Source organism: Nostoc sp. PA-18-2419 (genome assembly GCF_005869855.1).
Taxonomy (GTDB): domain Bacteria; phylum Cyanobacteriota; class Cyanobacteriia; order Cyanobacteriales; family Nostocaceae; genus Nostoc.
Window position 1 is genome coordinate 26,324 of the sequence record NZ_SZNH01000016.1, and the last position, 24,636, is coordinate 50,959.

Here is a 24,636-nt window from a genome sequence, read left to right on the forward strand (position 1 = left end):
GGAATAGTTTTAGATTACGACTTTTCTGATGTCCAAACTTTGGTAGATGTTGGTGACGGACATGGGAAGTGATTAACGGACATCCTCAAAGCCTATCCCAAAATGAAGGGAATTTTATTTGAGCAACCGGAGGCGATTAAAGGAGCAAAATCACTCATTGAACAAGCCGGAATTTTAGACTGCTGTGAACTAATAGTAGGTAACTTTTTTGAATTTGTGCCAGCAGGACGGGATGCTTATATACTCAAGTATCTTATTTACGATTGGGATGATGAAAGGGCGATCGCTTGAAAATTGACACAAGTTAACTGAAATTTAATATTGAAAATATTTAACCGCAAATAGCGATCGCCAAAGTTAAATTAAATTTGAGTCACAAAAAGCTTTGTTGTCAGGAATCTTGCAATTGAGCGTGTGATATTTTTTCAGCCGCAATTTCAGTTGCCTTATATCAAGCGATCCTGTCATTTAGTCTTAACTACGGTCGATCTTTACTGATAAAATTAGTAATCCTACAAATTAGCGGTCTAAAATTAGTCTCAAAAATACTTTAACCAGATAGATGAGGAGCGAATCCGCAAATGATATCCTGTTCATCTCAAACAAAATAGCCTGTTCGACACCAGCAAGCTATCCTAAGTTATAAGAATAATTAGGAGTATTTGTACTTAATGAAAATCTATCGAGGTGCAAGAGACTCTTGACTTGATGACAAAAAAGTGCAAAACATCAAGAAAAGTGAATGCGGAAGCGATATGGACAAAACTCTATAGTTCGGTAGGTCGCGTGGGAAAATTCCGGTGAGATTAATTTTAATCCCCGATTCCAAAAGCGAGTCCTCACCCCATATTGCCCTATTAATCTGGAAAAACATCAGATACCGCTATTTTGCTTAACAACATCCACCCAAGCCAGACTTTTCAGGATTAGAAGGTCAGTAAGCATCAATGTCGCAGTCTTATTTTGATACAGATAATAATGGACACAAACCTTTTGAGTTACCGGGAGCAAGACCCCACTACAGCCCTGATCGCCCAGGGCAAGTAGAGCATATTTTTCTAGATCTGAGCTTAGATATTCCTGGGCAAAGCTGTCAGGGCATTTGTAGTATTCGCCTGTTGCCAATTCGTAATGGTATCGACCGTTTGACTTTAGATGCTGTCAACCTGAATATCGAGTCTGTACAGGTAGACGAGGTCTCGCAAAATTTTGACTACAATGGCGAACAGCTTTCGATTCAACTTTCTCAAGGCACTGAGATTGATAAACGCTTGCTGATTGCGATCGCCTACTCGGTGACTAAGCCACAACGCGGTATTTATTTCGTTCAACCAGACAAATATTATCCAAACAAACCCACCCAAGTCTGGACTCAGGGAGAAGACGAAGACTCCCGTTATTGGTTCCCCTGCTTTGACTATCCAGGACAACTGTCTACTTCAGAAATTCGTGTTCGTGTCCCCAACCCTCTGGTGGCGATTTCCAACGGCGAATTGATTAATACCACAGAAGATGGTGATTACAAAATTTACCATTGGTCACAGCAACAAGTTCACCCTACTTACTTGATGACTATAGCAGCAGGTGATTTTGCTGAAATTCGCGACCACTGGAACGGGAAACCAGTCATCTACTACGTAGAAAAGGGACGGGAGGAAGATGCTAAACGCAGCATGGGTAAAACTCCTAGAATGATTGAATTTTTGAGCCAAATGTATGGTTATCAATACCCTTTTCCAAAATACGCCCAAGTTTGCGTCGATGACTTTATCTTTGGGGGAATGGAAAACACTTCCACAACTCTGTTGACAGATAAATGCTTACTGGATGAACGGGCGGCTTTAGATAATCGCAACACCGAGGGTTTGGTCGTCCACGAACTCGCGCATCAGTGGTTTGGTGATTTGGTAGTAATTAAGCATTGGTCTCACGCTTGGATTAAGGAAGGGATGGCTTCTTACTCTGAGGTGATGTGGACAGAATATGAATATAGTCTCCAAGAAGCAGCTTACTATCGTTTATTAGAGGCTCGTCGTTACCTCAGTGAAGATCAAAGCCGCTATCGCCGACCGATGGTAACGCATGTTTACCGGGAACCGATCGAACTTTTTGATCGCCACATCTATGAAAAAGGATCTTGTGTCTATCACATGATTCGCGCCCAATTGGGAGATGAATTGTTTTGGCAGGCAATTCAAACATTTATCCAAGATAATGCCCACAAAACTGTAGAAACAGTAGACTTACTTAGAGCAATTGAAAAGGCTACTGGACGTAATCTTTTGTTCCTCTTCGATCAGTACGTTTATCGTGGTGGTCATCCAGAATTTAACATAGGTTACTCTTGGGATGGGGATGCTAATTTAGCGAAAATTACAGTTACTCAAACCCAAGCGGCTGAAGGAAAAAATCGCAGTAAGGATTTGTTTGATTTAAAAATTCCTATTGGTTTTGGCTATGTACAGCAAGAAAAAGTTAAAAGTGAGGAGTTAGGAAATAGGAGTAATGAAAAACTCATAACTCCCAACTCACAACTCAAAACTTTTGTAGTGCGCGTGAATGAAAGCGAACAAAGTTTCTATTTTCCCCTAGAAAATAAGCCCCAATATATCAGCTTTGATGTTGGGAATAATTATCTAAAAACAGTATCTTTGGAGTATTCATTACCTGAATTAAAAGCGCAGTTAGAATTCGATCCCGACCCGATTTCCCGCATCTATGCAGCAGAAGCTTTGGCGAAAAAAGGTGGGTTAGAAGCAACCAAAGCACTATCTGAGGCGTTAAAAAATGACTCATTCTGGGGTGTGCGTGTGCAAGTTGCCAAACAACTAACGCAAGTTAATTTAGACCAAGCATTTGATGGCTTAGTTATGGGGTTGATAGATAGAAATGCTTATGTGCGACGTGCTGTAGTAGAAGCACTTGCTCAAATCAAAACCAACGAAAGCTATAAAGCTGTCAAAGAACTATTACAGTCGGGCGATCCTAGCTATTATGTAGAAGCCGCAGCTTGTCGGGCGGTGGGGGCAATTGGTTGTGCTAGCTTGCAAGAAAAACCCAAGGAAGACAAGGTATTAAAGTTGCTGAAATCCGTTTTAGAAGAAAAGGCGGGTTGGAATGAAGTAGTGCGGAGTGGTGCAGTTGGTGGTTTAGCTGAATTCAAAACTTCACAAGCAGCTTTAAATCTGCTGATGGAATACACTAACCTCGGTGTAGCACAACCTTTGCGTTTAGCTGCAATTCGCGCTTTAGGACAAATTTCTGTTGGTCAAAGTCCAGTTAATTTGGAACGGATTTTAGATAGATTAGCAGAATTAGCTAAAGAAACATTCTTTTTAATGCAAGTGTCGGTAGCCACAGCATTAGGACAGATGGAAACACCAAAAGCAATTGGAATTTTGCGATCACTAGCCGAGCAAACATCTGACGGACGTGTGCGCCGCTATGCGGAAGAAGAAATTTCTAAGGTGCAAAAAAATATTGGTACTGAAAAAACACTGCGTCAATTGCGTGAGGAATTTGACCAACTCAAACAACAAAATCAAGAATTGAGAAGCCGCTTAGAAAACTTGGAGGCTAAATCTAAGTAGCAGTACATGATAACAAAAAATGTCTAATTAGTAGTAGCTATTTGGTAAGTATTAATAATTTTACAACAATTATTAATTACCGAATAGCTAATTTCAGCTAGATCTACAAAAAAGTTTCTGTTTATTTGATTTATGAAAATTGAAAGTCACAGCTCCTCGACTTCTTTGAAAAGTTGGGGAGCTTGTCTTTGAGCAATGATTTAGGATTTATAGTAATTATTGACACATACAATTTATTTTTGCTTTTCCAGTTAAGCATCTATCTTTCGGAATACAACAAATTGAAGAGGTAATTAAGTTCCGATGTAGATACAACAAAGATTACGTCTGTCTTTGTTGAACGTGAGTTTGACAAATCAAAGGCGAAAGGTTTATTTAGAAATAATTCCTAAATTTAAAATGCACATTTAGTGTCACTTGAGATATTTTATTGAGAATTTTCTCAATAAATTAACTTTTTTGGCTATAAAAGTGCAGTATCTGACTACAAGCCTTCTTCAACTCCAACGGGAACAGAGTTAATTGAGTTGGGGTAACCTTCTGCTAAATTTTAGATGCTTGATAACGTTTAAGTATCTGTAAGGATAAGTTAAGAAAGTTCTTTTACAAAGGTTTGAGAGCTATTTTGTCAATCTCATTCACATTGTCAAATGTGAAAAGATATCTGAGTGTTTACACGCAAGTTATATAAGGTTAACTTCATGCGTAAACCAGTTCTGACAATTTTTTATCAATTTAATCCTTGGAACAGCAGTATTGGCGGAATTCAGACGTTAATCAAAATGTTTATCAAATATGCACCTAGAGAATTTAGGGTGCGGCTTGTAGGAACAGGAGATGATAACTTTCAGCCTACTCAAAAGTGGCAAACAGTAGAAATTGTAGGTAGGGAAATTAGTTTTTTGCCTTTATTTTTTTTGAAAAATGATAATGTTAGAAGTAAGATTCCCACCACACTCAAGTATACGGCTGCGCTTTTAGGACGTCGTTTTTCCTCAGATTTTATGCATTTTCATCGTCTAGAACCAAGTTTGGCAGCCTGGAATTGGCAGGGAGAAAAAACTTTGTTTGTTCATAATGATATTCACACGCAGATACAAGCTGGGGGCGAACAAAAGGCGATTTTATGGCGAAGATTTCCCGCATTATATTTTGCTCTGGAAAGTTTACTAGTTCGTCAATTTAGCGAAATTCTTTCATGCAATACAGATGCAACAGAATTTTATAAACAGCGTTATCCCAATATCCAAGAGCGTATTGAGTACATCAAAAATTCCTTTGATAGCGAAATTTTCTACCCTTTAACTCAGATAGAACGGCAAGCACAACGACGCAAATTAGCTAGAAAATTGGGTTTGGATGAGGAAACACGTTTTGTTCTATTTGCGGGTCGGTTGCATCCGCAAAAAGATCCGATGCTCTTAGTACGTGGATTTGCTGCTTTGAATGAACCCAACACTCATTTACTAATAGCAGGTGATGGGGAGTTAACGACGGAAATACGCCTAGAAATTGCTCAGTTGGGATTGTCTAATCGGGTAACGATGTTGGGAGCAGTTGCAATAGAAGAATTAGCAAAGTTACATCGTATTTGTAATGTTTTCATCCTATGCAGTGCTTACGAAGGTCTGCCTTTAGTAGTTTTGGAAGCGCTAGGTAGTGGGACACCTGTAGTGACCACTAGATGCGGTGAAACCCCAAAATTGTTAACTGCTGACAATGGTGTTATTTGTAAGCAACGTACATCAGAGTGTGTAGCAGATGCCTTACGTCAGGTAATAATACATCCAGAAAATTATCCCATTGCTTCATGTCTAAGGACTGCACAGCCTTATGATGCGCGTACTGTTATCGAGGGTATTTACTACAAAATGCTAAGTCGTTGGGAGTTAGGAGGTAAGTCTTGGGGACTGCGTACTGGGAAATAAATTCTGCCAAATCTTCAATCACCAAGGTACTCCTGCAAAGAAGCACACCAAGCGTCTTGAAGACTTAATGAACCATTTTCAAAAAAAGAATTAATTACCATGAAAATAGCCGTCATTGGTGCCAAAGGTTTGCCTCCCAAACAGGGAGGAATTGAGCATTACTGTGCAGAAGTTTATCCTCGCATAGTGGCACAGGGTCATTGTATTGATTTATTTGCTCGGTCTTCTTATACTGACTATTCTTGGTTTAACCATTATGACTTTTGGGGTGTGCGAGTCATTTCCTTACCCAGTTTGCATTTGCGTGGGGTTGATGCCTTTATTACCTCAGCGCTAGGAGCGATCGCTACTAGCGGTCAGCAATATGATATTGTTCATTTTCACGCTTTAGGCCCATCTCTATTTACTTGTTTACCGAGAATAGCCACCTCTGCAAAGGTTGTCGTTACCTGTCAGGGGTTAGATTGGCAACGCGCTAAGTGGGGCAATTTATCTAGTCGTCTAATTCTGATGGGGGAAAAAGCTGCTGTGCGCTTTGCCCAAGGGCTAATTGTAGTATCAAAAGATTTAAAATCCTACTTTCTTGAAACTTATGGAAGGGAGACTGTCTATATCCCTAATGCTCCCGCTAGCTTCGGTGGGTCAGACCCCAACTTTTCCTACGCCACATCTCTGGGTTTGTTAAGGGGGCGCTATATTCTGTTTTTGGGCAGACTTGTACCAGAAAAGCGTCCTGACTTGCTTGTTGAAGCTTTTTGTGCATTGAAACCAGCTGGATGGAAACTGGTTCTAGCCGGAGGTGTCAGCGATAGCAAATCCTTTACCACCAAGCTGTTAGAAACAGTTGCGAATCATCGAGATATTGTATTCGCCGGTCAACTCCAGGGTTCTCGTCTGTGGGAAATCGTCCGGGGAGCAGGGTTATTTGTCCTTCCTTCTGACGTCGAGGGACTACCTTTAGCAATGTTAGAAGCGATGCAGGAAGGCGTACCAGTGCTAGCAAGTAATATCCCGCCTCATCAGCAATTGATTAACAATAGGCAGGGGATGCTTTTTGCAGCTGGAAACCTAGACTCTTGTATGCGTTCTTTAGACTGGGCGATTAATCACCCGACTGAAATGGCAGTAATGGCTCAGAATGCCCAAAAATATGTACAGCTTCACTATAGTTGGGATCAAATTACTTCTGAAACCTTAAAACTATATACAACAATTCTGAATTCGCCTGAGTCAGTAAGTATTTCAGAGCCCAGTTTCAGCAAAGTTACTGAGTTTGTTAACAAAAAATAGGGTTTTAGCCATTAGTTTTTTGTAACTTCAAAAAACCAATGCCCAATGACGGCAGTTGCTTGACTGTCGGCACAGCTGTCCAACGTTCTATGCCCAATGACACAAAGATATATATGGACAAAGGCATTTCATCTTTATTAGTGGTCTTGAAGCGGCGAAGTTTGCCAGCCTTGGCGACATTTGCTGCTGTAATTGGGGGATCATTTATATATTTAGCTTTTACCCCAAGTTTGTATAAAGCATCAGCACGTTTGATATTAGATGATAAACGGGTGAGTGTTTCTGAATTGGGACGTGACCTCACCCAAGTACCTGTGGGTACACCAGGTGGCCCTAGCCCACTAGCCGATCAAGCAGAATTAGTCAAATCGCGACCGATACTAGAGCGATCGCTAGCTAAGGTTTTTCCCCAGTCTCAAAGCCAGCTGACAACTGCAAAGTTAAGTAAACGTTTGCAAGTAAAAATTGTCCCAGCTACGAATATCTTGGTTATCAGCTACCAAGCCCAAGATCCTATTCTGGCTGCGAAACTTGTTAATGCTATTTCCCAGACAATGGTTGACGAAAGTGCCCAACAAATCCGCAAAGAAGCTGCTAGCGTCAGGAAGTTTTTGCAAATAGAGGTGCCATCAGCTCGCCAGCGATTGCAACAAGCTGAGGCTATGGAAAATAGATACAGACAAGCCAGTGGCATTATTTCCTTTGACGACCAAAGCAAAAGTTTAGTTGAGAGTTTGGCCACTCTAGAAGACCAAGAACGGACTTTAGTTGCCCAACTTCAAGAAACGCGATCGCGGGACGCATCTTTGCGCCAAATTACTACCGCCACAACCCTCACTAATGCTTACGCTTCTGTACGCAGTGGACAAGATCAACAACTTCAAAACTTACGCACCAAGTTGGCAGATTTGCAAACGCAAATCGTCACTATGCGTTTGCACTTTACAGAGAACCATCCAACTTTGATTTCGCTGCTAAACCAGCAGCAAGCTATCCATACCTTGTACGCTCGTGAACTAGCTCGCCTTTCGCCTGAAAATCCAACTATTTCCCCTAATAATATTGCATCCGATCCCCTGAGTCAGAATCTCACTTCTGAGCTAATTAGGAATGAGATTGAACGCTTGGCAGTGGAAAATAAGCTACGAGTTGTCAAGTCTTTAAGAGCTAACCTTCAAACTCGCTTAGCACAATTCCCAATTCAACAGCAACCCCTAACTGCACTCACCCGCCAACGCGAAGAAGCAGCTGCATCCCTAAAGTTGTTGCAAACCAAACTCGAAGAAGCACGTATTGCTGAAGCCCAATTGGTTGGTAATATCCGAATTGTTGAAGCGGCGAAACCACCAACTTCTCCTGCCTTCCCCAAGCTTTCTCTGGTACTGATACTAGCTACTGTGTTGGCAATTATTTTAGCCATTGGCGTAGTGCTGCTAATCGAAGCAATGGATAATACACTTTACGATACTGATGAAGCCGAAGAAATACTGGAAAAAATCCCCATATTGGCAACATTACCGTCCTTGTCTGCCAAGACACTCAGCTTGGAACCAGCAGAAACATTTCTGGACGACATTGGTTTGGTTGAACCTTACCGAATGCTACTAAAAACGCTGGAGTTTCGCAGTTCTAGAAAGTTGCGAAGCATTGTGATTAGTAGTACTAAATCTGGAGAAGGTAAATCAGTAGTGGTCTCGCACTTAGCCGCCGTCTCAGCTATGTTATCTCGGCGGACATTAATCATAGATGTAGACTTACGTCGCCCGATGCAGCACAAGTTATTCAACTTAAATCCTAAGCCGGGAATTACCGATGCGATCGCTGGACATCGCTCTCTACTGGATGCAGTACAGATTAGAGATATTGAGAACCTCTCAGTATTGACTTGTGGAAAAGCACACCCACGCCCCTCGCAGTTGTTAGATTCTGAAACGATGAGGTCACTAATAGCAGAAGCTACCGCTAAATATGATTTAGTGATCATAGATACTCCACCCCTGAATACTAGCGCTGATGCAGCTACATTGGGTCGATATAGTGATGGTGTTGTACTGATTACACGCCCCAACTTCACACTCAAAGGGTTATTACGAAAAGCAGTATCAGAACTGACACAGAATCGGATACCAATTCTAGGAGTAGTAGTGAATGGGATGACACCTCAAATTGAAAAGTCCTACCGCTATTTATCCCGTCCTTTCAAGGATTCAACTACTTTAAGGGATACCGCCAATTCCGTAAACGGTTTGAGGTTGAAGTAAAGATGTTAACTAATCAAAGCTCAAGTTCTGTGTTAACACTTTGGATTAGTTTGGTAGGTGTAGGAATTGGTTTAGTTGTGGGGTTCCTCGCAGGTATTCAACCTGTTTACCTGGGGTTAGCAGTGGGTGCAATACTGGTAGTTTTCTTGTTCTTTGCCAGATTTGAGCAAGTCGTACTAGCGCTATTAATCTTGCGTACTGCGCTCGATCCTTTCTCTGCTCACCAAATACCTGCTGCATTTGCCATTGGTGTTGATGTCTTGACTTTGCTTTATGTAGCAGTGATGTTACTAACTGGTCGGACTGTACACACCGATAGGTTTTGGTGGTTCTTTGCTGGCTGGGTGATGCTACAAGGTTTATGGGTAATACTCCTACCTTTAGGAGGATTGGGGTTCGATGCTTCGTTTTTACCAGACAGCATCCGTGAGTGGGTGCGGATTTTTTCCTGGCTAATGGTCTACTTACTGGTGATGCAGCTCAAAGACCGACTTCATCCAGAGAAGATAATCTCTGGGCTATTTTTAGCTCTTATCATCCCACTCACAGTAGCCTTTATGCAGATTTTCATGCGATCGGTTTTACCTCCCATCCTCTCCATCAATACCGTAGAGGATTTAGTATCTGCATCTCGAATCAAGGGGACTATTGGTCACGCTAATGGCTTTGTAACTTTGCTGTTACTGTTTATTGGTCTAACTTGTTGGAAGCTAGGTCAATCAAAGCAACGCTGGCTCTGGTTTATACTACTAAGCCTACTAATATTTTTCTACGTGAGTACTAAAGCTTTATTTGGCTTAATCATGCTTGCTACCTTTAGTTTGGTTTTGATTATCCCCAGATTAAGCTTAATTAGCTGCATTAATGCGGTGCTATTTATTGCTGTAGTTCTAGGAATATTTGCTAGTTCAGAGTTTGGACGAGAACGCCTTGCCTCGCTTACTAGCACACCACTACTCAATCCAGACATGGATATATCACGAGCAATTCTCCTCTCACAAGGAGACGGCAATAGCTTCAACTGGCGACTTGCTCATTGGTATTTATTATTGAATTTAACGCAACAGTATCCCCTCCTTGGTTACGGTCTAGGTTTGAGTCTGCAAGCAGGTGGAGGCGTGTATCTTCCCCATAATGACTACATCCGAGCTTTGACAGAAGGAGGGATTATTGGTCTGTTAACTTTTCTAGTCTTTCTTATAGTTCAGGGTGCGCGTCTTGTTCAGTTAATCCGAACAACATCCCCTTCAAGTTCACAGTACAAGCTGTGTTCTATCCTGTTGGCTATTTTTGTGTCTATGCCAGTGGCGATGATTACTGAGAATATCTGGAGTCATACCACTCTTTTTTTCTACTGGTTTACTTTGTTTGCAATAGTCGGTTGGAACTGGAATAATCTGCCGCCTGCGAAAAATACTCCACCAGCTAAAACTACGGTTTTATAATGAATTGAAATTTATGTCCAATAAAAGACTAAATCGGCTAAATCTTATTCAAGCATTTCGAGGATTGGCAGCATTACTCGTAGTACTTGCTCATGAAAACCTGATATTTAATCAAAATTTGAATCAAGATTTTTTGTTTAAAATCTTCAATTTTGGTGGCTCAGGAGTCGATTTTTTCTTTATATTAAGTGGCTTTATCATCTTTTATATACACCAAAAAGACATTGGTAAAAGAGATAAAGCATGGCCTTTTTTATTAAAAAGATTTACACGAGTATATCCACTATACTGGATAATATTAATTAATAAAATCTTATTTTCTGTATTTTTTTCTTATAATATAGAAACACAGAAAAGTAGTTTTATAGAAATTTTTAAGGCTTTAACATTATTTCCTCAAAATAGAAATATTCTGTCAAGTAACTTTCTTGGTGTTAGTTGGACATTGAGCTTTGAAATTTTCTTTTATCTATTATTTAGTTTATTAATTTTGTTCAAATATGAGCTATACTTACCAATAATTACGATGTGGATCATAGGAACATTTTTACATTTTCTCGGTATTGTAGAAATTAATCAAGCAAATTTTTTAACTCAATTTATTTTTGAGGGACATAATCTTGAGTTTGTTTTAGGTTGCTTAATAGCTTATTTAGTATATCAAGACAAAGTGAAGTATAGAAAAAAAATTATTATTATAGGAGTATTTTTGTATATTATTTCTGCTATTAATTATTATTATAATTTTATTCAAATATCACCTATAATTTGTTTCGGTATTCCTTCAGCCTTAGTGATCATGGGTTCTGCATCTTTAGAAAAGAATCAACCAATTAAAATAAACCAACTAATTTTATTTATAGGTAATGCTTCATATTCTATTTATTTGTCACATGGTTTTATCATTAATAATATGACAAATATTTTAAAAAAATTAAAGCCAGACATTGTTCACAATATTTGGTATTTAAATTTTGTAGGAGTCATAATTGGCGTGATAGCTATTATTTGCGGATGTTTGGTTTATGCATATATTGRGAAACCATTGCTTTTTGTTTTCAAATCTAAAGTGGCTAAAACCTAGCTGAATGTTGAAATTCGCAGTTCTTTATTGAGTACCAATTGGAGTACTGTAAAGATGACCTACCAAATAATTGACTCCACTAATGACCGCCAGTTTAGCGTTCGAGTTGAACGACCCTATCGCGTTGTTTTGGTTCATCCAAGTGCAGGAGTTAACTGGAGTGGCGGTTCTGAGATTTTTGCTATCGAACTAGCTGATCGCCTCAGCCCCTACTTTGAAATGGAATTATTAGCAGGCGACCGCTGTAGTCCTTTTTACTATCCAGCTGATGGGATTCCCCGCACAAAGGCGCKTCAGATTCTCAATTATTTAGCGATCGCTTCCCCACTGAAACGTTTTTCTACCCATCCTGACATTGTTATCGAACACCTGACAAGTTTTTTCCCTTGCGCTATACGACTGCTCAGACGCCGTGCTGACTTAATTTTTCCTTGCAATGACTACGGAGGCTTAGCAATGGCAGCGTTTGTCCGTGCCTTGATAGGTACACCGATTATTTATACTGAACACACTGGATTGTTAGGTGAAGGGCGATCGCTTGCACGTAACTTGCGATTTTGTCCCGATCATCTCGTAGTTTTTTCGGAAACTATGGCTAATTTTGCCCGAACTTTACGACCTCCTCAACCTACAAGCATCATTCTTAACGGCGTAGATACTAACCGCTTTACACCCCAAGGAGAACAGCTAGATTTAGGTTTAAACAAACCTCTCGTTTTGTGTGTAGCTTCTCTCAAGCGTGACAGTCATAAGCGGGTTGAACTAGCAATCAAAGCCGTAGCTTGCTTACCACAAGTCAGTCTTCTCATTTGTGGGGATGGTACCGACCGAGCATACTTTCAATCTTTAGGCGATCAGTTGTTGGGAAGCGATCGCTTTACCATCAAAACCTTTGCAGCTGATCGGATGCCAAAAGTTTATCGAAGTGTAAATGCATTCACATTGCCTTCCATTAACGAACCATGTGGCCTTTCTTATTTGGAAGCAATGGCTAGTGGCTTACCAGTAGTTACTACAGACGATGAAATGCGTCGCTATATGGTCGCAGATGCCGGAATTTTATGCGATGTTACTGATATAGAAAACTATGCTGCTGCTATTGCCAAAGTCTTGAGTGGAGATTGGCAAGATAAAGCAAGAAATAGTGCCTTACGTTTTAGCTGGGATGCTATTGCCTTACGCTATCGAGATGTAATTTTACAGACAATTATTCAGTCGGAAAAAAATAAACTCTAGATACTCTTAAGCTGCTCTTCCATTTCAGAAAACACATCTTTTCGTATTAATCGTTGACTGTTGACTATTAACTATCATCAGTTAACGACCCTCATGAGCAATCGTGCAATTTAAAAGGGTGAAATTTTATCCCACCTTCAACATCCCAGATATCAAAAGCTTATACAGAGTTACAAAGTTAAAAATAATATTTATTAACTCTTTATTATTAATTATTTGTTTACTTTAAAGACTTATTTAAATTTATTATATGTTTCTCTAGCTTTATGAAATTATTATCCAAATAGAATCTTAACTACAAATTATAGCTATAAGAATGATTTATGCCAAAAGTTTCTATTATTATTCCTGCCTACAATGCTATGAATTATCTACCAGAAACTCTAAAAAGTATCTTATTTCAAACCTTCAGTGATTTTGAAGTATTAATTATTAATGATGGTAGTACAGACAATATTGTGCAATGGGCTAGGGAGTTACCAGACCCACGAGTGAGATTGATTGTGCAAGAAAATCAGGGTGTAGCTACAGCACGCAACACAGGCATCAACCATGCAAAAGGCAAGTATATCGCATTTTTAGATGCTGACGATCTATGGGAGCCAACAAAACTAGAAAAACAAGTAAATTATCTAATAAATCATCCAGAAGTAGGCTTGTTACATACAAGTATGACGTTAATTGATTCGCAAGGAAATTCATCAGGGAGAGTAATAACATCTAATGCCGAGGGGAACGCTTTAAAAAAATTGTTAGAGCAAAATACAGTAGTTACTTCTTCTGTAATAGTCCGTTATTTTTGTTTGAAAAATGTTGGTGAATTTAATAAAGACTTACGTTACTCCCAAGATTGGGAAATGTGGGTGCGGATTGCTACTCGTTATTCCTTTGCTGTAATTAAAGAACCTCTAGTTTACTATCGTCAACATTTCAATAATGCTACAAAAAACTGGCAAATGTTAGAACAAGGTTTTGGAGTGATTGAAAAATTATTTCAATTAGTTCCAAAAGAGCTAATATTTTTAAAAAATCGTAGCTATGGTTATGCCAATATCTATTTAGCTTGGAAAGCTCTACAAAATGGCGATCGCCAACAGGCGACTTATTTTCGTAACAATGCGATCGCTTATTATTCTCGACTACGTTACTCGCCTTGGTGCATTCGTTTAAGTATAGCGATCGCAATTATGGAATGGTTGGGATTTGACGGCTTTAACAGAGTTTTAGTAATCATCTACGCCTTCCGTCGTCGTATTGTATCAATTTTTCCTCAATGACCAAATATGTTTAACTTTAGCAATAACGATTATCAGGTGGTTTGGAGTCGAAGATTATATTTGAGTTCAAGGACTGACTTGTAAATTGCGATCGCCGATTTTAGGTTTGCCTACTTAATATTATTTTTTGCCACAGTTTAGCTTTAACAATTTTTCTCATTATCTCAATCTAAAGAATTATATTATATGTCAGTTTCTCGACGAATTGCTTTTGCAGTGAGTGTTTCCTGGCTAAGTCGGGTATCGATAATTTTCTCAGGCTTAGTTTTAACACCAACTCTTTTCCGGTTTATGGGAAAAGAAGAACTTGGGTTATGGTATTTATTAGGTAATAGCCAATCTTTTTTCTGGTTGCTGTCTTTAGGAGTTACCCCAACTTTGACGCGGCATATAGCTTTGGCAAAAGGAAAAAGTGGCTTCGATGCGGAAGTAGAATTAACAGATGAGACTCAGCAACATATCGGAGATTTAGTAGTTACAGGTCGGTTAATTTTACAATGCTTGGCTGTAGCTGTTTTCTTGATCGCGTGGGTTGTTGGTTACGGTTTAATCAGCCAACTTGAGTTACATGAAGTGTCTCAAGAGCAAGTACTTTGGGCTTGGACATTGATGTGTGTTGGTTACGCGATCGCAGTTTGGTTATCTTACTTTGACTGCTTATTGGCAGGTATGGGATATGTTGGTTGGGATGGTCTGATTGCAGTATTAACCTATTTTTTAATTATATTTAGTAACATGATTGCAGTCATGTTGGGGGGTGGATTATTAGCGTTGGCAACAATTTCTGTATTTGCTGGTTTAATCCAGCGGTTAATATTTATCACAATTATTCGTTGGCGTTTTCCTAATTTATTACTTTTGCAGGGCAATTGGAATATTGAATATGCTAAAGCACTATTTAAGCCATCATTATATTGGTGGTTAACTGATTTAGGAACCTTTTTGATTTTACGAACTGATACTTATTTTATTGCTATTTTTAAGGGTTCTCACAATATTCCCAGTTATCAAGCAACTTATAATTTGATAGCTAATATTTCTCAAGCCGCTGTTGCTTTTGCTGGTTCTTCAGCAGTTTTTATTAGTCAAGCCTGGCAAGCAGGAAATTTAGCAGAAATTCACCGAATGACTTTACGTAATGCACGCATAGGATTGTCCATTGTGGCAGCAGGAGTTGCATTTTTGATTGTGGCAGGTGAAGATTTTATTAAATTGTGGTTGGGTAATGGTAACTTTGTTGGTCTTGATGTCTTGTTGATTTTTTGTATTATCGTCACCTTAGAAACGCAACATGTGATTCTGACAACAAGTTCCCGAGCCACAGAGGATGAAAAGTACGCACCTTGGGCTTTAACTTCAGGTATTCTGAATTTAGTATTTACATCGGTTTTGATTAAACCTCTGGGGTTACTTGGAGTAGCAATGGCAACAATGTTGGCACAGATGCTGACAAACAATTGGTATGCAGTCTACAGACCAATGGTACGTTTGCGCCTCAACTTTGGTGTCTATTTACGTCAGGTAGTTGGTTTGTGGGCTACCGTCTTAATCTGCTGTTTGAGCTTATCTTGGTTAGCTAAGAAAAGTCTATTTCTGTTAGGAATAACTTCAGAATGGGCTGTAATTGCCACTAGTGCAGTAATTTGTGGCGCTGTTTTATTAACTTCAGTGTGGATGAGCGTTTTACAAGACCATCACCGTACAACTATTCAGGGAAAACTAAAAGCTTGGCTAAGGCTGTCTGAATTATGAAATATCTACATGTCTTACCGTAACTTTCAGTTGAGGGAGTGGAAGTAAAAATTTATAAATTGTCCAACTGACAAGTAAATTGGTATCAGAATCTATAAAAATCAAACTCTGAATTTACTTTATTTTGTAGAAAATCATGCCTAATCAAGATAAATTATGACTACTGAGCAACTCCTATCTTAGTGAGAATACTGATATTAGATGTAGTTCAGAGTAGATATAGTTACTGAATTTTGAGTTCATTGTCTAATTTTTATATGTAGAATTATATAAAAGTTAGTTAAGAAAAGATAAAATTATCAGAGAGCCGTACAAGTAGTTGTAGTTTTATAAAGTATAATTAAGAAAAAGATAAACAAATCTAAGCAGTAACACAGGCTAAATTTGCCTAGAAGGATATCCCAAAAGGGTAAAGTTCTAACTGTTTTAGATCGAAGACTACGGCTATCTTGTACATGCAAGTAACTTGTGGTCGGGAGAAAAAGCAACAAAAGTGTAAATTTCTGAGTTGAAGAGGCAAATAAAGGCGTGGGTCAGTATCAACCTGCTCAGCTAAAACGCTACAATCCAGAGGCGATCGCTCGCTACTATCGTTACCGTCCTTGGGTAGCCTGGGGGCGATTACTGAGAATTATCTGGTCCTTTGCAGGATTTCTACTTAATATAAAGTTGGATGAATGGCAAGATAAAGTTGAGCAGAACAAATTAAAACGAGCCATCCAGTTGCGAAAACTGCTCACAGGTCTGGGTCCTACTTTTATTAAAGTTGGTCAAGCCCTCTCCACCAGACCAGACCTGATACGCAAAGATTTTTTAGAAGAACTTGTCAAGTTGCAAGACCAGTTACCACCATTCGATAATGCGATCGCTTACCGAATTATCGAAACCGAACTTGACCGCCCCATTCACGACAGTTTTAGCGAACTCTCACCCAATCCGGTAGCTGCTGCTAGCTTGGGTCAAGTATACCGTGGTCGTTTAGTCACTGGGGAAGAAGTCGCAGTCAAGGTGCAACGTCCCAACTTACGCCCGATTCTGACACGCGACTTATATTTGATGCGCTGGGCGGCGAGTTGGCTAGCCCCTTGGTTACCCCTGAATCTCGGTCATGACCTGACTTTAATTGTGGACGAGTTTGGCATCAAGTTATTTGAAGAAATTGACTATATTAATGAAGGCCGCAACGCCGAAAAATTTGCTAGCAACTTCCACAACGACCCCCAGGTAAAAGTTCCAGGGATTTATTGGCGTTATACCAATACCCACGTTTTAACTTTGGAATGGATTAACGGCTTCAAGCTCACAGACACTCAACGCATCAGAGAAGCAGGTTTAGACCCAGAAGCTATCATCCAAATTGGTGTAACCTCGGGTTTGCAACAGTTATTAGAACACGGCTTCTTCCATGCAGACCCCCATCCTGGTAACTTGTTTGCTATGCCCGATGGTCGCATGGCTTACATAGACTTTGGGATGATGGATCAGTTAGAACAAACCACCAAAGAAACGCTAGTAGACGCACTAGTGCATTTGGTGAATAAAGACTATAACGATTTAGCCGAAGACTTTGTCAAATTGGGGTTTCTAACTCCAGACACAAATATTTGCCCAATTGTACCCGCATTAGAAGCGGTGTTGGGAAACGCTATCGGTAAAAACGTCGGAGATTTTAACTTCAAAACTATCACCGATGAATTCTCAGAACTGATGTATGAATATCCTTTCCGAGTTCCGGCTAAGTTTGCTTTGATTATTCGTTCCTTGGTGACTCAAGAAGGTATTGCCTTGAGCCTCAACCGGGATTTCAAAATTGTCGAGGTGGGTTATCCATATATAGCACGGCGATTGCTGACGGGAGAATCAGCCCAATTGCGGCGACGATTATTGAACGTGCTATTCAAAGATGGTAAATTCCAGTGGCAGCGGTTAGAAAATTTAATTGCGATCGCTCGTACTGATGGTAACTTTGATGTTGTACCTACAGCACAAATGGGCTTCCAATATTTAATATCCGATGAAGGCAAGTTTCTCCGGCGACAAGTGGTGCTTGCTCTTACAGAAGATGACCGCTTGCACACCGAAGAAGTCCAACGCCTGTGGAACCTGGTTAAAGATGACTTAAAACCGGATCGTTTATTCAACGTAGCGATCGGTATTTTAACAGAATTATCCAGAGAAGGCGCAGCCGCAATTTTACCAAAAGCTGCATTTCTTGGGTCTTTTGTTGGAAATCAGTCAGCAAGTAAAAACTAAAAAGTCTTTAATCTCAACCACGAGTTTCCATGTACTATTTCCCCTTGCAACCTCCTTATTTTCTATTACTTGTTGGCTTTTTAGCAGCCTTAACATCTGGTATTGCATTATCTGGAACTTTGAAAGTAATTGTCCAGAATTGGCCAAGCGAGCCTACAGAAAATGCTAAACCGCGCTCCTCATTGAAACAATTGTTTGTACCATTTTTGGGTATAACAGGCGGTATTTGTTTATTTATGTTTTCAGGCTTAGAAATATTTGGCTTTCCCTCCTTACTAGCTTTAGGAGTTGGTTTACCAATTAGTCTGCTGACTTGTTTGTTAGTGTGGTTGCAATTAGGAAGTATGCTCACCTTTATCCAACGCGAAGGAATGCAATCTCTAGATTTGGATTCTTTTTCTTAGGTATAGAACACTTTACCAACATTTAAATCAACGTAAATCTTTACCGTCACTAAATAATTTGCTGGCGGTGAATACTTACTTTTTACTGAAATTTCATAAACTTCAATATTTATTTGCGTTAGAATTACGTAAAAATACCATAGTATATCTGCTTAAAAAGATAAATAGGAATACTCTACTTTGTAATATTTTTTTGTAGAAATAAATATTTATTTTTACCTTTACAAGAGGAGTTTTATAAACTATGACTCAAGAAGAAAAAGATTTCTGCTTTTGCGCCTTAGCTTTGGGTGAGAGATATCGCTCTCATGCTTTTTTATTAGCTGAAGATATTGAAAAACATTCACCTGGAACCAAGTTTGTAATCTTAACAGATAAGCCACAGGAATTTAGTAAATATTCTCATGTTTTAGCTTTTCCACATCAACAACAAAGTATTGGTTGTTACCACGATAAAAGATTTGTGATTGCCAAAGCATTATCGCTATTTCATACTGGCATTTTTGTTGATGTAGATATGCGAATATTGGATAAGGTAGCACCAAATCTCAAGTTTCTTCCTGGAATTACAGCGAGAAGTTGCGCCAGTATTGTTAAACATAATCAAGCTTACGTTGGTTCAGTCAATGACTTGCATAAACCAAAAAGAATTAGAGACTTGGAAATTGTTAACAAGCTAGCACAAAAACTGGATTTAAATTTAGAAGATAATAATACCCAGTTTGTGATGGAAGTTCTATTTGCAGTTACAAGGCAAGATGGGCGCGAAATCGAATTTCTCAAGCATTGGGAAACCATTGCATATTATTGTGAGTTAAACGGTTTTACTTGTGCTATAGGTTATGCAATAGGATTAGCTGCTGCTAAAGCAGGATTAGCAGTTAGATGGGATGCTATGGAGGATATTGTTTATTTTAAAGATTGGGTAGAACGACAAAAAATTAAAAAAGGACAAGCAAAACCAGAAGAAAGTTTAATATATTTTCAACAGCATGAAGCAATTGAATTCCCCAAGCGTTCAATTTTCAAAAAGGTGGTATCTAGATTAGATAAAACTATCGGCTATTACTATCGTTCGCTGCGCTTAAGACTTGCAACCTTGAGTAATTTCGATTTTTATTACAGATAAAAAGCAAACAAAGGACGGGTGAGATGCTGACCCCACTAAAACACTAAAATTATTCTGCAAAGGAAGCAACACTTCTTATTATTGGGAAGTAGAATCTTACTGCTTGCGTCTAATGTTAGTCGGATTGTGGAAAGAATTTAGGTAAAACTCGACCTGTGCGAGTCATGTATTGCTGATACTGCTGTTTAAATGTATCCAGCATCATCTGTTCTTCTTGAGGCACACGAAATAGATACATCGGTAAAAACGATACCAGATAAGACAGTCCGCAAATCCAATTGTGTAGCAGCAGTGCTTGGGCAATTCCCCAAAGCCAAAATGCCGCGTACATTGGATGACGAATATATTGGTAAACTCCATTCTCAACCAGTGTATGCTCGTCACGAATTTCAAGCGATGCTGACCAGTTCTGCCCTAAGTCAGTATGGGAGCGCCAAAAAAGGGCGATCGCCAACCCAAACACGATTGTACCAAGCCATCCTGTCCAATTAGGTAAATCGTAAGCAGCAAAGTCAAACCAAGGTGTAAAGACATTCACTAAAGGCAAGACAAATATTCCAATAATTACTAGAAATAGCAAAACTTTTTCTAGAACAGTCACCCGTCCGTCCACCACCTTCTTGTTGTGTTTAGCAAGCCCTGCGAAGTAAAACCGAATCGTATAAGTGATGATAAAGCCAACCAAAAAAACAATTTTGCGCGTCTCCTCAGACATAGCGATTCCTTCTCATCAAATTTTCTAATAGTTGCTTAACGGTTGGGCATCGTAACTAACTACTTAAATATACGAAAACTCTTTGAATATAATTTTACGTCAAATACCGTTCCAGAAAAAAGTTAAGCAGCATTTGTGCCGCCTCAACGGAGATATAGCAAAGTGGTGAGTAAAAACCTAGTTTATTCAAGGTTTGAGCAATCAATACTGTCCTAACCTATGTAACTACGGCTATATGTCTTAACCGCAGGGTGTTGGAGGATTAGAGACTAGGCATTAGGAAATAAATATTTAGGAATATTTTCTTAGTACTCAATCTCCAGCCCCTTTTATTGAGTAATTTTATCTTTAAAATTACGGTAGTTTAGTTTAAAATTGTTGATTCTTTGTTGAATAAACTTGCTAGTAGACTTTTGCAAAAGTGTTAACTGGCTTGGGCGTGTAAAGGTTTGGGGGCGTTTTTCTGGCGATTTTAAGTAGCGATAATGTAAGAAAACATCGCGGTAAGGAATATCAACATCTTCACCCCCACAAAGCCGCACAAAAGCTGATGAAGATATACTCATATAGTGTAAGTATGTCAATCTGCGCCCTTGGTCGTAGAGAATATTATCGACTACATCAAATTGAGAACTCCAGTGATTACCAGTTGCCTGTTCGCAGTTATGATAAGCAAAGTTATAATATGAAATGCCGCTTCTCAATACCATGTAGTTAAATAAAGATTGGTCGGGTGCTAAAAAAGCCATGACATCAGCTTCACCTGATTTTAATTTATCGAATAAGTCGGCTCTGATAGCTGAGGAAAAAATATTTTTCTTAGTGGCAAACCAACCAGCACAAAATATTTTGGATTGGATATTGTCTGTATTAAAAACTTGCTGTATTTGCTCTGGAGAGCCATCAAAAATAAATTTTAATTCTGATTTATACTGAAAATCGTTGACTACCCAATCACAAGTATCTAATTTTTCATATACATAATCTACTGGCCCCATTAACAAGGTATCGGCATCAAAATAAATGAATCTATCAAAGGGGCCATCGATAGCACAAAATTTGCGGTGCATGGGTAACTCATAGAGTTCTGGAAAACCCCACTCTCGCCAAGTTTTTTGCGCTCTGGGGTAATTTTTCCATATCTGGGTAGCAAAATTATCCCAATAAGCTATGGCATCAGAGTCTTCAAATAACGTGAGATTATCTCTAGACGCAATTTCTGCTTTTACCTTGTCTAAGCGATCGTTATATGGAAGTATACAAATAGGAATTTTTCTACCAGCATTAGCCTCTATACTATTAAGCAATGCAATTAGTTGGTCGTAAACAACATCATTGGCCAGAATATAAATACCATCAATCATTGGGATACTCCTAATATTAAATGCGGGCAACAACAAAGGGAAATAAACGCCGAGTCAGTTTAGGAATAAAGGCAAATTTACCCTCATGAAGATAGCGATAGTGTTCCCACAATTCCCAATAGGGGCTACCAGTTTTCATCCGTGTACCAGCCCAATGGAGATATTTCAGTCGTTGTCCTCGGTCATATAAGGCGTAGTCTTGCTGTTGAAAATTTCGCGAACCCGCCCAACTACCAGGCCCTCCCCCAGGGATTTTGACGAGATTACCACGTTTGGCAATCAGTTTGAGAACTAAATAATTGAGAATTGGTTGGTCTGTTACTCCTTCGGAAAAATCAAAATATTCCCGATGTGCAGCACATTCGCGCAAAGTTTCATCCATCTGTTGTTCGGTAATAGTTCCTTTTTTAGCAGCCCAAAAACCACTGTTGAAAACATCTTCAAGCTGGACATCCGAAAAAATTTGCTGTTCTTCTATCAATGGAGAAAAAATATTTCGCAGCTTGTCGTTAGCATGATGATAATCACAACAGAAGAAATCAACTTCTGAAAATTTGTCTAAATTATCAGCAATTTTTTCAAAAACGACAATATCAGTATCAATATAAATAAACTCATCTAAAGGGCCAAACCAGGCCACTAGTTTACGCATTTTATTGGGTAAGGCGAGGAAATCTCTATCAAAAATTTCACCGATGCGTTTGGTAAATTTGTCAATAAATTCTAAATCTGGGAAAATTTGTACGTTGTGTAAGGTAGCAAGTTGTTCTGCTACCTTGTGATAATTTTCATTAAATGGTATGAGATAAATAGTCACTTCTGGGTCATAGTAACGAATACTATTAAGTAAAGCGATCGCATTATCGATCACTCGGTCATTGGCAACAATATAAATTCCCCTGTTCATAAATTATCCTTGATTTATTAACTTTAATTTTCGCAAAGCTCTTGTGAGTAAATTTGGTGTGGGAGAGTCATTATAGTTCTTTGGGGGATTGGTAAATACTGGACGCTTTTCTGGTTCGTGCAAATAACGATAGTAAAGAAATAAATCCCGATAGGGAAACTCAATATTTTCTCCGGCACAGACTGCTTGATTGATATGAGGAGGAATACCAATATAATGCAGGTAAGTTAGACGATTACCTTTATCATATAAAATATGTTCTTGTTCTTCAAAGTGTTTTGATGTCGCAGAACATCCTGTTTTGAGATTATCTGGTAATTGCTTAGCAAAGTTATAAATAGGAAGATTAGACCTCATGACCATGTAATTAATCAGAGGTTGTTCGCCAGCACCTTCATATAAAATTTCCGCTTCACCATTTTGTAAATTTGATATCAGCCAATCTTGGTGTTCTGAGTTAAATATTCCTTGTTTTGACCCATAAAAACCCGAACAAAATATTTCGGCATCAATGCGCTTTTGCTCAAAAATCTCTAATACTTTTGGAGAATTAATATTATAGATTTTACTAACGTCTTTAAATTGAAAATCGTAGACAACAAAATCATAATTATCTAACTTTTCAAATACCGACGCTAGTGAATTCATCACCAAAGTGTCTGCATCTAAATAGATAAACTTATCGAAGGGACCATCAAAAGCACAAAAACGACGATGAGCGCCATAAAGACGGAATTTACTGCGATTCAATCGTTCTGGGGCTGCTGAGAGCATAAATTGATCCCAGCGATTGATTGATTCTTGATTATCATAAATAAATACATTAGGACGCTGAGTTATTTCCTCAGCAATTCGTTGTATTTGGTCATCAAAAGGATAGATACAAACTGGAGTTTCTTTGCCTAATATCACCTCAATACTATTGAGTAAAGCCACCAGCTGGTCGAAAACATAATCATTACCAAGGGTACAAATACCATTCATAATTTATCAGTGTTAAGCAACAAAATTTGATAACCAGTTAAGTAGATTTAATTTGTGTAAGATGATTTGCCGTGCTTCGGCGATCGCATCTTTAGCTTGATACCAAGCATCAGGTGTTGCTGTCACTTCTTGGATGTAAGCAATGCCTTTTTCATCTAAACTGGGTAATCTTAAAAAACTACCGGGTGGCAATAAATTATCAGCAGCCGGACCCCCATAATAAATTGGCAGACACCAAGCAAGTAAACTATCCCAAAGTTTCTCACTTACATACCAATTATTATCAGCATAGTTTTCGATTGCTAAATTATAATAATATGGTGCCATGCCATACCACTTATTACCCAATTCTCCTGACTTTTTCGCCCATTCTGGTAAGTTGCGCCCATACAAATCAAACTTCATGCCAGTAGATTGTAGGGATTTTAAAAAGTCTAAACGCTGGCGATGTTTGACTGTGCGGTTAATTCCTGAAGTAATCCAACTACATGGGGCAACTTTTTGGGGAGGTGGCATTTCATTCAAATCTTGAAATGTATTTGAATGATACCAAATAGCAGGCATATAGTCAGGAGTTGGGGCAAAATCATCAGGCCCAGAAATGTAAGCGCAATACTTCTGGGCTTCTTGATAATTATAATTAGTGATTTCTAAAACTTCATCTAAAGGTGGTTCTCTTAGTAAATAAATAATCTGTTCTTTGTTGACATCACGCAATAGAGAATCAACATTAATGACTGATTTTTTCTGGCGTTTGCGTAAGCTATCAAACCAGGATTGTTGTGGCACTGCTTTGGGAAAATCAAATTGATACATTAGCAGAAAATCAGGTTTTGCTGCTAGTGCTTGCATTTGTATATTGCCCCAAATTCCAAATTGATGCGGGGTTTGTTGCCAAAGCCAATCGGCTCTGGTTTCTAAACCTCGATAACTGCTAATCATGCCTACAGTTTTGATAGTCATTTGTGATTTTAAAATAAGGATCTATTCACGCAGAGGCGCAGAGGCGCAAAGAGG

18 protein-coding genes are annotated in these 24,636 nt (G+C 38.9%); 13 read left to right on the top strand and 5 right to left on the bottom strand.

The genetic code is table 11. The features are described from left to right. Positions 1-81 precede the first annotated feature (81 nt). The 13 genes from FCR06_RS17400 (at position 82) to FCR06_RS17460 (ending at position 19,649) form a co-directional block, all read left to right on the top strand. Positions 82-291, top strand: coding sequence for a methyltransferase (locus FCR06_RS17400; RefSeq protein WP_223280181.1), 210 nt, complete (start codon positions 82-84; stop codon positions 289-291). Positions 292-947: 656 nt separating this feature from the next. After that, positions 948-3,590, top strand: a complete 2,643-nt coding sequence (locus FCR06_RS17405) for a M1 family metallopeptidase (protein WP_138501884.1) — start codon at positions 948-950, stop codon at positions 3,588-3,590. Positions 3,591-4,291: 701 nt separating this feature from the next. Next, entirely contained in the window at positions 4,292-5,518 is a 1,227-nt protein-coding gene (locus tag FCR06_RS17410; RefSeq protein ID WP_138501886.1) for a glycosyltransferase, read from the top strand. Positions 5,519-5,617: 99 nt separating this feature from the next. Continuing rightward, positions 5,618-6,808: a glycosyltransferase family 4 protein gene (locus FCR06_RS17415; protein ID WP_138501888.1), complete on the top strand. Its 1,191-nt coding sequence runs from the start codon at positions 5,618-5,620 to the stop codon at positions 6,806-6,808. 113 nt (positions 6,809-6,921) lie between these two features. Continuing rightward, on the top strand, positions 6,922-9,069 hold the full coding sequence (locus FCR06_RS17420) for a GumC family protein (RefSeq protein WP_138502066.1): 2,148 nt from the start codon (positions 6,922-6,924) through the stop codon (positions 9,067-9,069). A gap of 2 nt (positions 9,070-9,071) precedes the next feature. Next, on the top strand, positions 9,072-10,514 hold the full coding sequence (locus FCR06_RS17425; protein WP_138501890.1) for an O-antigen ligase family protein: 1,443 nt from the start codon (positions 9,072-9,074) through the stop codon (positions 10,512-10,514). Between the two features lie 13 nt (positions 10,515-10,527). After that, positions 10,528-11,598, top strand: a complete 1,071-nt coding sequence (locus FCR06_RS17430) for an acyltransferase family protein (protein WP_138501892.1) — start codon at positions 10,528-10,530, stop codon at positions 11,596-11,598. A gap of 54 nt (positions 11,599-11,652) precedes the next feature. Further along, positions 11,653-12,834: a glycosyltransferase gene (locus FCR06_RS17435; protein ID WP_138501894.1), complete on the top strand. Its 1,182-nt coding sequence runs from the start codon at positions 11,653-11,655 to the stop codon at positions 12,832-12,834. A gap of 323 nt (positions 12,835-13,157) precedes the next feature. Next, complete coding sequence (locus FCR06_RS17440; protein ID WP_138501896.1) at positions 13,158-14,111, top strand: glycosyltransferase family 2 protein; 954 nt, start codon at positions 13,158-13,160, stop codon at positions 14,109-14,111. A 186-nt stretch (positions 14,112-14,297) separates the two neighbouring features. After that, the gene (locus tag FCR06_RS17445; protein WP_138501899.1) at positions 14,298-15,863 is read left to right on the top strand and encodes a lipopolysaccharide biosynthesis protein; all 1,566 of its coding nucleotides are present in this window, start codon (positions 14,298-14,300) and stop codon (positions 15,861-15,863) included. A 528-nt stretch (positions 15,864-16,391) separates the two neighbouring features. Continuing rightward, positions 16,392-18,116, top strand: a complete 1,725-nt coding sequence (locus FCR06_RS17450; protein ID WP_138501901.1) for an ABC1 kinase family protein — start codon at positions 16,392-16,394, stop codon at positions 18,114-18,116. Positions 18,117-18,145: 29 nt separating this feature from the next. Beyond that, entirely contained in the window at positions 18,146-18,520 is a 375-nt protein-coding gene (locus FCR06_RS17455; protein ID WP_138501902.1) for a hypothetical protein, read from the top strand. A 244-nt stretch (positions 18,521-18,764) separates the two neighbouring features. Beyond that, the gene (locus FCR06_RS17460; RefSeq protein WP_138501904.1) at positions 18,765-19,649 is read left to right on the top strand and encodes a hypothetical protein; all 885 of its coding nucleotides are present in this window, start codon (positions 18,765-18,767) and stop codon (positions 19,647-19,649) included. 115 nt (positions 19,650-19,764) lie between these two features. Here the strand turns inward: FCR06_RS17460 and FCR06_RS17465 are convergent, their stop codons facing one another. The 5 genes from FCR06_RS17465 to FCR06_RS17485 form a co-directional block, all read right to left on the bottom strand. Next, complete coding sequence (locus FCR06_RS17465; RefSeq protein ID WP_189523466.1) at positions 19,765-20,364, bottom strand: protein-S-isoprenylcysteine O-methyltransferase; 600 nt, start codon at positions 20,362-20,364, stop codon at positions 19,765-19,767. 329 nt (positions 20,365-20,693) lie between these two features. Continuing rightward, positions 20,694-21,728, bottom strand: coding sequence for an Npun_R2821/Npun_R2822 family protein (locus FCR06_RS17470; protein WP_138501906.1), 1,035 nt, complete (start codon positions 21,726-21,728; stop codon positions 20,694-20,696). A 16-nt stretch (positions 21,729-21,744) separates the two neighbouring features. Then, positions 21,745-22,635 (bottom strand): Npun_R2821/Npun_R2822 family protein, encoded by an 891-nt coding sequence (locus FCR06_RS17475; protein ID WP_138501908.1) that lies wholly within the window; start codon positions 22,633-22,635, stop codon positions 21,745-21,747. Between the two features lie 3 nt (positions 22,636-22,638). After that, positions 22,639-23,619, bottom strand: coding sequence for an Npun_R2821/Npun_R2822 family protein (locus FCR06_RS17480; RefSeq protein WP_138501910.1), 981 nt, complete (start codon positions 23,617-23,619; stop codon positions 22,639-22,641). A 12-nt stretch (positions 23,620-23,631) separates the two neighbouring features. Beyond that, positions 23,632-24,582, bottom strand: a complete 951-nt coding sequence (locus FCR06_RS17485) for a glycosyltransferase family 10 domain-containing protein (RefSeq protein ID WP_138501912.1) — start codon at positions 24,580-24,582, stop codon at positions 23,632-23,634. Positions 24,583-24,636: the final 54 nt, after the last annotated feature.